Origin of the sequence: Mesorhizobium sp. M7A.F.Ca.US.006.01.1.1 (assembly GCF_003997935.1) — a bacterium.
Classification (GTDB): domain Bacteria; phylum Pseudomonadota; class Alphaproteobacteria; order Rhizobiales; family Rhizobiaceae; genus Mesorhizobium.
This window is the reverse complement of sequence record NZ_RZQL01000252.1, coordinates 1-9,781: the sequence shown is the minus strand read 5'-3', so window position 1 is coordinate 9,781 and position 9,781 is coordinate 1. Positions and strand designations below refer to the sequence as shown.

At 61.5% G+C, this 9,781-nt stretch carries 21 protein-coding genes and 1 pseudogene; all 22 read right to left on the bottom strand.

Annotated elements, in window-relative coordinates:
- The coding region (gene rplO, locus EN943_RS30620; RefSeq protein WP_127415816.1) for a 50S ribosomal protein L15 at positions 1-199 on the bottom strand (199 nt) is incomplete at its 3' end.
- Positions 200-221: 22 nt separating this feature from the next.
- Positions 222-419 (bottom strand): 50S ribosomal protein L30, encoded by a 198-nt coding sequence (rpmD, locus tag EN943_RS30615; RefSeq protein WP_006205449.1) that lies wholly within the window; start codon positions 417-419, stop codon positions 222-224.
- A gap of 24 nt (positions 420-443) precedes the next feature.
- Positions 444-1,007 carry a 30S ribosomal protein S5 gene (gene rpsE, locus EN943_RS30610; protein WP_006333394.1) on the bottom strand — a complete coding sequence of 188 codons (564 nt, stop codon included), beginning with the start codon at positions 1,005-1,007 and terminating at the stop codon, positions 444-446.
- Positions 1,008-1,155: 148 nt separating this feature from the next.
- Entirely contained in the window at positions 1,156-1,515 is a 360-nt protein-coding gene (rplR, locus tag EN943_RS30605; RefSeq protein WP_023812084.1) for a 50S ribosomal protein L18, read from the bottom strand.
- 139 nt (positions 1,516-1,654) lie between these two features.
- On the bottom strand, positions 1,655-2,188 hold the full coding sequence (gene rplF / locus EN943_RS30600) for a 50S ribosomal protein L6 (RefSeq protein WP_013531432.1): 534 nt from the start codon (positions 2,186-2,188) through the stop codon (positions 1,655-1,657).
- A gap of 89 nt (positions 2,189-2,277) precedes the next feature.
- Positions 2,278-2,676: a 30S ribosomal protein S8 gene (rpsH, locus tag EN943_RS30595; RefSeq protein ID WP_013531431.1), complete on the bottom strand. Its 399-nt coding sequence runs from the start codon at positions 2,674-2,676 to the stop codon at positions 2,278-2,280.
- A gap of 12 nt (positions 2,677-2,688) precedes the next feature.
- Entirely contained in the window at positions 2,689-2,994 is a 306-nt protein-coding gene (rpsN, locus tag EN943_RS30590; protein ID WP_013895695.1) for a 30S ribosomal protein S14, read from the bottom strand.
- A 27-nt stretch (positions 2,995-3,021) separates the two neighbouring features.
- A complete protein-coding gene (gene rplE / locus EN943_RS30585; RefSeq protein WP_013531429.1) occupies positions 3,022-3,621 on the bottom strand; it encodes a 50S ribosomal protein L5 in 600 nt (199 codons plus the stop codon).
- Positions 3,614-3,928 carry a 50S ribosomal protein L24 gene (gene rplX, locus EN943_RS30580; RefSeq protein WP_013531428.1) on the bottom strand — a complete coding sequence of 105 codons (315 nt, stop codon included), beginning with the start codon at positions 3,926-3,928 and terminating at the stop codon, positions 3,614-3,616. The genes rplE and rplX overlap by 8 nt, the downstream gene beginning before the upstream one ends.
- Positions 3,929-3,940: 12 nt before the next feature.
- Complete coding sequence (gene rplN / locus EN943_RS30575) at positions 3,941-4,309, bottom strand: 50S ribosomal protein L14 (protein WP_006205457.1); 369 nt, start codon at positions 4,307-4,309, stop codon at positions 3,941-3,943.
- Positions 4,310-4,392: 83 nt separating this feature from the next.
- Complete coding sequence (gene rpsQ / locus EN943_RS30570; protein WP_010909280.1) at positions 4,393-4,632, bottom strand: 30S ribosomal protein S17; 240 nt, start codon at positions 4,630-4,632, stop codon at positions 4,393-4,395.
- 11 nt (positions 4,633-4,643) lie between these two features.
- Positions 4,644-4,844 carry a 50S ribosomal protein L29 gene (gene rpmC / locus EN943_RS30565; RefSeq protein WP_006205459.1) on the bottom strand — a complete coding sequence of 67 codons (201 nt, stop codon included), beginning with the start codon at positions 4,842-4,844 and terminating at the stop codon, positions 4,644-4,646.
- Positions 4,845-4,857: 13 nt separating this feature from the next.
- Complete coding sequence (gene rplP, locus EN943_RS30560; RefSeq protein WP_013531427.1) at positions 4,858-5,271, bottom strand: 50S ribosomal protein L16; 414 nt, start codon at positions 5,269-5,271, stop codon at positions 4,858-4,860.
- 27 nt (positions 5,272-5,298) lie between these two features.
- A complete protein-coding gene (rpsC, locus tag EN943_RS30555; RefSeq protein WP_013531426.1) occupies positions 5,299-6,024 on the bottom strand; it encodes a 30S ribosomal protein S3 in 726 nt (241 codons plus the stop codon).
- On the bottom strand, positions 6,024-6,413 hold the full coding sequence (rplV, locus tag EN943_RS30550) for a 50S ribosomal protein L22 (protein WP_006205462.1): 390 nt from the start codon (positions 6,411-6,413) through the stop codon (positions 6,024-6,026). Before rplV ends, rpsC begins: the two co-directional genes overlap by 1 nt.
- A gap of 2 nt (positions 6,414-6,415) precedes the next feature.
- Entirely contained in the window at positions 6,416-6,694 is a 279-nt protein-coding gene (gene rpsS / locus EN943_RS30545) for a 30S ribosomal protein S19 (RefSeq protein ID WP_006205463.1), read from the bottom strand.
- A gap of 16 nt (positions 6,695-6,710) precedes the next feature.
- Positions 6,711-7,544, bottom strand: a complete 834-nt coding sequence (gene rplB, locus EN943_RS30540) for a 50S ribosomal protein L2 (protein ID WP_024505067.1) — start codon at positions 7,542-7,544, stop codon at positions 6,711-6,713.
- 22 nt (positions 7,545-7,566) lie between these two features.
- Positions 7,567-7,860: a 50S ribosomal protein L23 gene (locus tag EN943_RS30535; protein WP_013531424.1), complete on the bottom strand. Its 294-nt coding sequence runs from the start codon at positions 7,858-7,860 to the stop codon at positions 7,567-7,569.
- Positions 7,857-8,477: a 50S ribosomal protein L4 gene (rplD, locus tag EN943_RS30530; RefSeq protein ID WP_013531423.1), complete on the bottom strand. Its 621-nt coding sequence runs from the start codon at positions 8,475-8,477 to the stop codon at positions 7,857-7,859. The genes EN943_RS30535 and rplD overlap by 4 nt, the downstream gene beginning before the upstream one ends.
- Positions 8,477-9,205, bottom strand: a complete 729-nt coding sequence (gene rplC, locus EN943_RS30525; RefSeq protein ID WP_013531422.1) for a 50S ribosomal protein L3 — start codon at positions 9,203-9,205, stop codon at positions 8,477-8,479. The genes rplD and rplC overlap by 1 nt, the downstream gene beginning before the upstream one ends.
- Before the next feature lie 61 nt (positions 9,206-9,266).
- Entirely contained in the window at positions 9,267-9,575 is a 309-nt protein-coding gene (rpsJ, locus tag EN943_RS30520; RefSeq protein WP_010909272.1) for a 30S ribosomal protein S10, read from the bottom strand.
- A 69-nt stretch (positions 9,576-9,644) separates the two neighbouring features.
- A pseudogene (tuf, locus tag EN943_RS30515) lies at positions 9,645-9,781 on the bottom strand (elongation factor Tu); the annotation flags it as partial.

Genomic DNA, 9,781 nt, shown 5'->3' with positions numbered 1-9,781 from the left:
TGTTGAAGCCACGCTTCGGCAGGCGCCGGTAGAGCGGCATCTGGCCACCCTCGAAACCGTTGATGGCGACGCCGGAGCGCGCCTTCTGGCCCTTGACGCCGCGCCCGCCGGTCTTGCCGGAGCCGGAGCCGATACCACGGCCGAGACGCTTCTTGGAGTGCGTCGCGCCGTCCTTGTCACGCAGATCGTTGAGTTTCATCTGAGTTCTCCTGCGCTCTGGCTCAGCCCTCGTCCACGACGCGGACGAGATGCTGGACGGCAGCGATCATGCCGCGCACGGAGGGCGTATCTTCCAGCGTGCGCTGCTTGTGCATCTTGTTGAGGCCGAGGCCGACCAGCGTCGCGCGCTGTTCCTTCGGACGGCGGATCGGCGAACCGATCTGCTCAACGGTGATGGTCTTGGTTGCTTTCTTGGCCATGGTCAAAATCCCTGGTCAGATCGACTATTCTTCAGCCGCAACGGCGGTGCCGCGGCGGGCCTGAAGGGTCGAATACTTGATGCCGCGAGCAGCAGCCACATCCTTGGGATGCATCTGGCTCTTCAGCGCGTCGAAGGTGGCGCGAACCATGTTGTAGGGGTTCGACGACCCCATCGACTTGGCGACCACGTCATGCATGCCGAGCGTCTCGAAGACAGCGCGCATCGGGCCACCGGCGATGATGCCGGTACCTTGCTTGGCGGCGCGCAGCAGCACGCGTCCAGCACCCCAGCGTCCTTCGACGTCGTGATGCAGCGTACGGCCCGAGCGCAGCGGCACGAAAATCATGTCGCGCTTGGCCGATTCAGTTGCCTTGCGGATAGCTTCCGGCACTTCGCGCGCCTTGCCGTGACCAAAGCCGACGCGGCCCTTCTGGTCGCCGACGACGACGAGTGCTGCAAAACCGAAGCGACGGCCGCCCTTGACGACCTTGGCGACGCGGTTGATGTGGACGAGCTTGTCCACCATGCCGTCATCGCGTTCTTCACGATCGCGGCCGCGGCCGCCATCCCTACGTTCCTGTGCCATATCCTGTTCCTTGTTTTTTTCCGGAAGCACGGTTGCTGATAAGATCCGGTGCCTCGCCCCGAATAAATCGGGAAACGGTCACCGGGGGTGAAATCATTTCCTTCGCATAATCTTTATCCGAAAAGTCTGCAACTTTTCGGGATCATGCTTAGAAGCTCAAGCCACCTTCGCGGGCAGCCTCGGCGAGCGCCTTGACGCGGCCGTGATAGATGTAGGCGCCGCGGTCGAAGACGACTTCCTTGACGCCGGCCTTGGTGGCGCGCTCGGCGATCAGCTTGCCGATCGCGGTGGCGGCAGCGGTGTCGGCGCCGGTCTTGAGCGAACCCTTGAGGTCCTTTTCGAGCGTCGAAGCGGCAGCGATGGTGTGGCCCTTGGCGTCATCGATGACCTGCACGTAAATGTTCTTGGACGTGCGGTGGACCGACAGACGCGGACGCTCGCCGGCGACCTTCTTGATCTGACGACGGACGCGCTGCGCGCGGCGCTGCGTGGATTCCTTGGTACCCATGATGGTCTTCCTTGCCTTCAAAAAACGGGGGCCGCCATATGCGGTAGGCGAAAGCGCCTCCCGCGACCGCTCCCCGCGGCGTTACACTTCCTGGCTTGGCCTTTTCCGAAAAGTCTTCAACTTCTCAAGGCCAGGCCCATTACTTCTTCTTGCCTTCCTTGCGGACGATCTTCTCGCCGGCATAGCGGACGCCCTTGCCCTTGTAGGGCTCGGGACCACGATACTCGCGGATCTCGGCCGCAACCTGGCCGACCTGCTGCTTGTCGATGCCGGCCACGGTGATTTCAGTCGGCTTCGGCACCGTGATCGTGATGCCCTGCGGCGTCTCATAGACGACGTCATGGCTGAAGCCAAGCGCCAGCTGCAGGTTCTTGCCCTGAAGTGCCGCGCGATAGCCGACGCCGGTGATCTCGAGCTTCTTCTCGAAACCGTCCTTGACGCCCTGCAGGATGTTGACGATCTGCGTGCGCGACATGCCCCACTTGGAGCGGGCGGTCTTGGTCTGGTCGCGCGGCTGGACAGCGATCTCGCTGCCTTCCATCTTGACCAGCACTTCGTCGTTCACCACGAACTTCAGCTCACCCTTGGGGCCCTTCGCCGTCACGGTCTGGCCGTTGACGGTCGCGGTCACGCCCTGCGGCAGCGAAACGGGTTTCTTTCCAATACGAGACATTTTGTTGTCCTCGTCACTTCTCTTGTTTCAGGTCTCTGTCTTCGGGAACGATCCGAAGACCGGATTCCACTTTGCGGTCAACTGCCAGATCAGAAGATCTGGCAGAGGATCTCACCGCCGACGTTCTGTTCACGTGCTTCATGGTCGGCCATCACGCCCTTCGGTGTCGAAAGGATGGCGATGCCGAGGCCGTTGGCGACCTGCGGAATCGACTTGGCCGAAACATAGACGCGGCGGCCTGGCTTCGAGACGCGGGCGATTTCGCGCACGACCGGCGCGCCGTCGAAATACTTCAGCTCGATTTCGATTTCGGACTTGCCGTTGTCGAAGTCGGTCTGGCTGTAATCGCGGATATAGCCTTCAGCCTTCAGCACGTCGAGGACGCGGGTGCGCAGACGCGAAGCCGGCGTCGAAACGCTCGACTTCTTGCGGCCATACGCGTTGCGGATGCGGGTCAGCATATCGCCGAGAGGATCGCTCAATGACATGTTATGTCCTCCTTACCAGCTCGACTTGACCAGGCCCGGGATCTGGCCGTTATTGCCGAGATCACGAAGCGCGATGCGCGATACTTTGAGCTTGCGATAGTAGGCGCGCGGACGGCCGGTGACTTCGCAGCGGTTGCGGATGCGGATCTTGGCCGAGTTGCGCGGCATGGCGGCAAGCTTGAGCTGAGCGCGGAAGCGCTCTTCCATCGGCTTGGACTGGTCCATGATGATCGCCTTCAGGGCAGCCCGCTTGGGACCGTACTGGTCGGCAAGCTTGCGGCGCCTGTTGTTCTTCTCGACTGAGCTGGTCTTTGCCATTTCAGATTTTTCCTTTTCTCGCTGCCGTTACTGGCGGAAGGGGAAGTTGAAGGCCTTGAGCAATGCCCTGGCTTCGTCGTCCGTCTTCGCAGTCGTACAAACGATGACGTCCATGCCCCAGATCTGATCAACCTTGTCGTAGTTGATCTCCGGGAACACGATGTGTTCCTTGATGCCCATGGCGTAGTTGCCACGGCCATCGAAGCTCTTCGGATTCAGTCCGCGAAAGTCGCGGACGCGCGGCAGTGCGATGTTCACGAGGCGGTCGAGGAACTCGTACATGCGTTCCTTGCGCAGCGTGACCTTGGCGCCGATCGGCATCTTCTCGCGGACCTTGAAGCCGGCGATCGAGTTGCGGGCGCGGGTGACGACAGCCTTCTGGCCGGCGATCATCGCCAGGTCTTCGGCCGCGATCGAAGGCTTCTTCGAATCGGCGGTCGCTTCGCCAACGCCCATGTTCAGCACGATCTTGTCGATACGCGGAACCTGCATCTCGTTGTCGTAGCCGAACTGTTCCTGCAGCGCCTTGCGGATGGTCTCGTTGTAGACCTGCTTGAGGCGCGGCGTGTTCTGAGCCTTGGACTGTTTGCTTTCAGCCTTGGGCTTCGTGGTTTGAGCCTTAGCCATTGATGACTTCTCCCGAGCGCTTGGCGACGCGCACCTTCTTGCCGTCCTTCTGGAAGATGAAGCCGACGCGGGTCGGCTTGCCATCCTTGGGGTCGGCCAGCGCGATGTTCGACAGCTGGATCGGCGCTTCCTTGGTGATGATCCCGCCCTCTTGGGACTGGGACTGCTTCTGGTGACGGCGGATCATGTTGACGCCGCGCACCAGCGCGGTGTCTTCCTTCGGCTGTACCGAGAGGACTTCGCCCGAACGGCCCTTGTCCTTGCCGGCCAGCACGACGACCTTGTCGCCTTTTCTAATCTTTTGCATTGGTCCGGCTCCTTACAGCACTTCAGGCGCGAGCGAGATGATCTTCATGTGGTTCTTGGCGCGGAGTTCGCGCGGAACCGGTCCGAAGATACGCGTGCCGATCGGCTCTTTCTTGTTGTCGACGAGAACGGCCGCGTTCTTGTCGAAACGGATCACGCTGCCGTCCGGGCGGCGGATGTCCTTGGCCGTGCGAACCACGACCGCCTTCATCACATCGCCCTTCTTCACGCGGCCGCGCGGAATGGCTTCCTTGATCGACACCACGATGATGTCGCCCACGGAAGCGTATTTCCGCTTCGAGCCGCCCAGCACCTTGATGCACATGACACGACGGGCGCCGGAATTATCCGCGACGTCGAGGTTTGTTTGCATCTGAATCATGACTGGCCGCCTTCTTCTCTTCTAACGGGATGGGCTCAAAGCCCCTCCCCGGTCTGTCCAAAATTCGTTGTTTACGCCCGAGGTCAGGCTTGGTCCGAAGACACGACGATCCAGCGCTTGTCCTTGGAAATCGGCTTCGATTCCTGGATGAACACCTGATCGCCTACCTTGTGGGCGTTGTTCTCGTCGTGCGCCTTGTACTTCTTGGTCATGCGCACGGTCTTCTTCATCACGGGATGCGTGAAGCGCCGTTCGACCTTGACGACAACCGTCTTCTCGTTCTTGTCGCTGACGACGGTGCCCTGCAGAATGCGCTTTGGCATGGTTTTCGTCCTTAAGCCTTCTTAGCCGCGGACTTTTCCGCAGCGATGGTCTTGATACGCGCAATATCCTTACGGACCTGTCTCACGCGCGCGGTCTTCTCGAGCTGGCCGGTGGCCTTCTGGAAGCGCAGGTTGAACTGCTCTTTCTTCAGGCTGGCCAGGTCGTCGGTCAGCTGGTCCTGGGTCTTGGTCCGGATGTCTTCGGCTTTCATGATCAGCCCGTCCTTATTCTGCGATGCGCTGCACGAAGCGCGTCTTGACCGAGAGCTTGGCCGCGCCGAGACGCAGTGCCTCACGGGCGGTTTCTTCATTGACGCCGTCGATCTCGAACATGATGCGGCCCGGCTTGACGCGCGCCGCCCAGTAATCGACCGCGCCCTTGCCCTTACCCATGCGGACTTCGGTCGGCTTCGAAGTGACCGGCACGTCCGGGAAAATACGGATCCAGACGCGACCAGCGCGCTTCATTTCACGTGTGATCGCGCGGCGGGCCGCCTCGATCTCACGTGCGGTGACGCGGTTCGGCTCAAGCGCCTTCAGCCCGAAACCACCGAAATCCAGGTTGGTGCCGCCCTTTGCGGTACCATGGATACGGCCCTTGAACTGCTTGCGGAACTTTGTGCGCTTTGGCTGCAGCATCGTTCTAACTCCAAATTCCTAAATGTCTCAGGCGTTTTCGCGACGACGACCGCGTTCGCGATCACCACCACCGCCATGCGCTGCATCGCTTTCGCTGGCCCGACGCTCCGAAGCCATCGGGTCATGCTCAAGGATTTCGCCCTTGAACACCCAGACCTTGACGCCGCAGATGCCATAAGCCGTATGCGCTTCGGCCGTACCGTAGTCGACGTCCGCACGCAGCGTATGCAGCGGCACGCGGCCTTCGCGATACCATTCCATGCGCGCGATCTCGGCGCCGCCGAGGCGACCGGCGCAGTTGATGCGGATGCCTTCGGCACCGAGGCGCATCGCCGACTGAACGGCACGCTTCATGGCGCGGCGGAACGCGATACGACGCTCGAGCTGCTGGGCGATCGACTGGGCGACCAGGGTCGCGTCGATCTCCGGCTTGCGCACTTCAACGATGTTGAGGTGCGTCTCGGACTTCGTCATCTCCATCAGCTTCTTGCGAAGCTTCTCGATGTCGGCGCCCTTCTTGCCGATGATCAGACCCGGGCGCGCGGCGTGGATGGTGACGCGGCACTTCTTGTGCGGACGCTCGATCACGACCTTCGAGATGGCAGCCTGCTTGAGCTCCTTCTCGAGATACTTGCGGATCTTGATGTCCTCATGCAGCAGCTTGCCGTACTCGCCGGTGTTCGCGAACCAGCGCGAATCCCAGGTGCGGTTGATGCCGAGGCGAAGACCGATCGGATTGACTTTCTGGCCCATTATGCGGCCTCCCCTTTTTCTTCGACTTCACGAACGACGATCGTGAGGTGCGAGAACGGCTTCTCGATACGGCTGGCGCGACCGCGGCCACGGGCATGGAACCGCTTCATGACAATCGACTTGCCGACATAGGCTTCCGCCACGATCAGTGCATCGACATCCAGGTCGTGGTTGTTTTCCGCGTTGGCGATTGCCGATTCCAGCGTCTTCTTGACCGTGCCGGAAATCCGCTTGGCCGAGAATTCGAGATCGGAAAGCGCTGTCGCGACCTTCTTGCCGCGGATCAGCGCGGCAACGAGGTTCAGCTTCTGCGGGCTGATACGGATCGTGCGCAATACGGCGCGCGCTTCGTTATCAGCAAGCCTGCGCGGAGCTTTGGCCTTGCCCATGATTATTTCCTCTTCGCCTTCTTATCCGCGCCGTGACCGTAATAGGTCCGGGTCGGAGCGAATTCACCGAACTTGTGACCGACCATGTCCTCGTTCACCGAGACGGGAACATGCTTCTGGCCGTTGTAGACACCGAAGGTGAAGCCGACGAACTGCGGCAGGATGGTGGAGCGACGGCTCCACATCTTGATCACCTCATTGCGACCACCTTCACGAACCTTGTCCACCTTCTTGAGAAGGTAGCCGTCAATGAAGGGGCCTTTCCAAATCGAACGAGTCACTTGGCGTTACCTCTTCTTAGCTCTTGCGCTGATGGCGCGAGCGCAGGATGAACTTGTCGGTCGCCTTGTTGGACCGCGTCTTCTTGCCCTTGGTCGGCTTGCCCCAGGGCGAAACCGGATGGCGGCCACCCGATGTGCGGCCTTCGCCGCCGCCGTGCGGATGGTCGACCGGGTTCATGGTCACGCCGCGATTGTGCGGGCGCTTGCCACGCCAAACCGTGCGACCGGCCTTGCCGTCATTGATGTTGCCGTGGTCCGGATTGGACACGGCGCCGACAGTGGCCATGCAGGAGCCGTGAACCACACGCTGCTCGCCCGAATTGAGGCGCAGGATCGCCATGCCCTGGTCACGACCGACCAGCTGACCGTAACCACCTGCCGAACGAGCGACCTGAGCGCCCTTGCCCGGCTTCAGTTCGATGTTGTGGACGATGGTGCCGACCGGCATCGAAGCCAGCGGCATCGCATTGCCCGGCTTCACGTCGACCGACTCACCGGACACGATCTTGTCGCCGGGAGCCAGACGCTGCGGAGCGATGATGTAGGACAGCTCGCCATCGTCATACTTGATCAGCGCGATGAAGGCGGTGCGGTTCGGATCGTATTCAATGCGCTCGACCGTGCCGACGACGTCGAACTTGCGGCGCTTGAAGTCGATGATGCGGTACGAACGCTTGTGACCACCGCCGATGAAGCGGGCGGTGATGCGACCATGATTGTTACGGCCGCCCGACTTGGTCAGACCTTCGGTCAGACCCTTGACGGGCTTGCCCTTGTAGAGGCCCGAGCGGTCGACGATGACCAGCTGACGGGTGCTGGGCGTTACCGGGTTGAATTTTTTCAGTGCCATTGTTCTGTCCTCGCGGCCTTGCTCAGAGACCCGTCGCGACGTCGATCGACTGGCCATCGGCCAGCGTCACAACCGCCTTCTTGACGTCGCTCTGGCGGCCAACCGTGCCACGGAAGCGCTTGATCTTGCCCTTGCGGACAAGCGTGTTCACGGCCATCACCTTGACGCCGAACAGCGCTTCGACGGCGGCCTTGATTTCCGGCTTCGACGCCTTCTTGGCGACGTTGAAGACGACCTTGTTCTGCTCGGAGGCCATGGTCGACTTTTCGGTGATCGCCGGCGAGACGATCACGTCGTAATGACGAAGGTCGGTCATTTAAAGCGCTCCTCGAGAGCCTCGACGGCGGCCTTCGAAAGGACCAGCGTGCCGCGGCGCAGAATGTCGTAGACGTTGATGCCCTGGATGGGCAGCACGTCGATGTTGGGGATGTTCGTCGCCGCCAGCTTGAAATTCTTGTCAAGCTCGGCGCCGCCGATCAGCAAAGCGTTGGTCAGGCCCAGCGTCGCGAAATTCGCGATCAGCGCCTTCGTCTTGGCCTCGGTCAGCTTCAGCTCGTCGATGATGATGATCGACGCGCTCTTGGCTTTGGCCGAGAGAGCATGCTTGAGGCCGAGAGCACGAACCTTCTTCGGCAATTCGTGCTCGTGGCTGCGAACGACCGGGCCGTGGGCCTTGCCGCCGCCGCGGAACTGCGGAGCGCGTGCCGAATGGTGACGGGCGCGGCCCGTACCCTTCTGCTTGTACATCTTGGCGCCGGTGCGCGCGATCTCGGCGCGACCCTTGGTCTTGTGCGTGCCCTGCTGCTTCTTGGCAAGCTGCCAGCGCACGACGCGCTGCAGGATGTCTTCGCGCGGATCAAGGCCGAAAATCTCGTCGGAGAGTTCCACCTTGCCGGCGTCCTTGCCGCCCAGCGTTGTGATCTTGAGATCCATTATTCCGCTCCCTCTGTGGCCGGAGCCTCGTTCTTGGCGCCACTTTCGGCAGCAACGGCGCGGATCGCGGCAGGCTTCGGCGCATTGGCCGGCAGTGCCACCTTGGCCGCATCGCGGACCAGGATCCAGGCGCCCTTCGATCCGGGAACCGCACCGCGGATCAGGATCAGGCCGCGGTCGGCGTCGGTCGATACGATCTCGACATTCTGCGTGGTGACGCGGGTGTCGCCCATGTGGCCAGCCATATGCTTGCCCTTGAACACTTTGCCCGGGTCCTGGCGCTGGCCGGTCGAACCGTGCGTACGGTGCGAAACCGAGTTGCCGTGCGTTGCACGGCCACCGCCCATGTGGTGGCGCTTGATAACGCCCTGGAAACCCTTGCCGATCGTCGTGCCCGTCACATCGACCTTCTGGCCGGCGACGAAATGCTCGACGGTGATCTCGGCGCCGACATCGATCATGTTGTCGGCGGAGACGCGGAACTCGGCGACCTTCGCCTTCGGCTCGACGGAAGCGGTCGCGAAATGGCCGCGCATCGCCTTCGACGTGTTCTTCACCTTGGCAAGGCCAACGCCGAGCTGAACGGCGGTGTAGCCATTCTTCTCTTGCGTGCGCTGGGCCACGACCTGGCAGTTCTCCATCAGGAGAACGGTGACGGGAACATGTTCCCCGGCATCGTTATAGATGCGGGTCATTCCCACCTTCTTTGCAATCACACCTGAACGCATCGGTTCAATTCCTTTAGAGTTCCGGGCCAGGGGCACCGCCCCTTACCGCGCTCTCATTCCCTTAGAGCTTGATCTCGACGTCGACGCCGGCGGCCAGATCGAGCTTCATCAAAGCATCGACCGTCTGCGGGGTCGGATCGACGATGTCGAGCAGACGCTTGTGCGTGCGCATCTCGAACTGCTCGCGGCTCTTCTTGTCGACGTGAGGCGACCGGTTGACCGTGAACTTTTCGATCCGCGTCGGCAGCGGAATGGGGCCGCGGACGTTTGCGCCGGTACGCTTGGCCGTCGACACGATTTCCTTCGTCGAGGCGTCGAGCACGCGGTGGTCAAACGCCTTAAGGCGGATGCGGATATTCTGTCCGTTCATGCGTCACTTCCTTGTTCTGGCGCGGCGCGGGCAACTCCCGCGCCCGCGACAGATCGGTTTAAGTCCAAATTACTCTTTGATGGTGACGACGATGCCGGCACCGACGGTGCGGCCGCCTTCACGGATAGCGAAGCGCAGCTTCTCTTCCATGGCGATCGGCACGATCAGCTCGACATCGACCGTGATGTTGTCGCCCGGCATCACCA

Bases quoted from the DNA above. Each gene is read 5' to 3' on its own strand.
- rpmD (WP_006205449.1), bottom strand. From the start codon at position 419: ATGGCCAAGAAAGCAACCAAGACCATCACCGTTGAGCAGATCGGTTCG.
- rpsE (WP_006333394.1), bottom strand. From the start codon at position 1,007: ATGGCACAGGAACGTAGGGATGGCGGCCGCGGCCGCGATCGTGAAGAA.
- rplR (WP_023812084.1), bottom strand. From the start codon at position 1,515: ATGGGTACCAAGGAATCCACGCAGCGCCGCGCGCAGCGCGTCCGTCGT.
- rplF (WP_013531432.1), bottom strand. From the start codon at position 2,188: ATGTCTCGTATTGGAAAGAAACCCGTTTCGCTGCCGCAGGGCGTGACC.
- rpsH (WP_013531431.1), bottom strand. From the start codon at position 2,676: ATGTCATTGAGCGATCCTCTCGGCGATATGCTGACCCGCATCCGCAAC.
- rpsN (WP_013895695.1), bottom strand. From the start codon at position 2,994: ATGGCAAAGACCAGCTCAGTCGAGAAGAACAACAGGCGCCGCAAGCTT.
- rplE (WP_013531429.1), bottom strand. From the start codon at position 3,621: ATGGCTAAGGCTCAAACCACGAAGCCCAAGGCTGAAAGCAAACAGTCC.
- rplX (WP_013531428.1), bottom strand. From the start codon at position 3,928: ATGCAAAAGATTAGAAAAGGCGACAAGGTCGTCGTGCTGGCCGGCAAG.
- rplN (WP_006205457.1), bottom strand. From the start codon at position 4,309: ATGATTCAGATGCAAACAAACCTCGACGTCGCGGATAATTCCGGCGCC.
- rpsQ (WP_010909280.1), bottom strand. From the start codon at position 4,632: ATGCCAAAGCGCATTCTGCAGGGCACCGTCGTCAGCGACAAGAACGAG.
- rpmC (WP_006205459.1), bottom strand. From the start codon at position 4,844: ATGAAAGCCGAAGACATCCGGACCAAGACCCAGGACCAGCTGACCGAC.
- rplP (WP_013531427.1), bottom strand. From the start codon at position 5,271: ATGCTGCAGCCAAAGCGCACAAAGTTCCGCAAGCAGTTCAAGGGCCGT.
- rpsC (WP_013531426.1), bottom strand. From the start codon at position 6,024: ATGGGCCAGAAAGTCAATCCGATCGGTCTTCGCCTCGGCATCAACCGC.
- rplV (WP_006205462.1), bottom strand. From the start codon at position 6,413: ATGGGCAAGGCCAAAGCTCCGCGCAGGCTTGCTGATAACGAAGCGCGC.
- rplB (WP_024505067.1), bottom strand. From the start codon at position 7,544: ATGGCACTGAAAAAATTCAACCCGGTAACGCCCAGCACCCGTCAGCTG.
- EN943_RS30535 (WP_013531424.1), bottom strand. From the start codon at position 7,860: ATGACCGACCTTCGTCATTACGACGTGATCGTCTCGCCGGCGATCACC.
- rplD (WP_013531423.1), bottom strand. From the start codon at position 8,477: ATGGATCTCAAGATCACAACGCTGGGCGGCAAGGACGCCGGCAAGGTG.
- rplC (WP_013531422.1), bottom strand. From the start codon at position 9,205: ATGCGTTCAGGTGTGATTGCAAAGAAGGTGGGAATGACCCGCATCTAT.
- rpsJ (WP_010909272.1), bottom strand. From the start codon at position 9,575: ATGAACGGACAGAATATCCGCATCCGCCTTAAGGCGTTTGACCACCGC.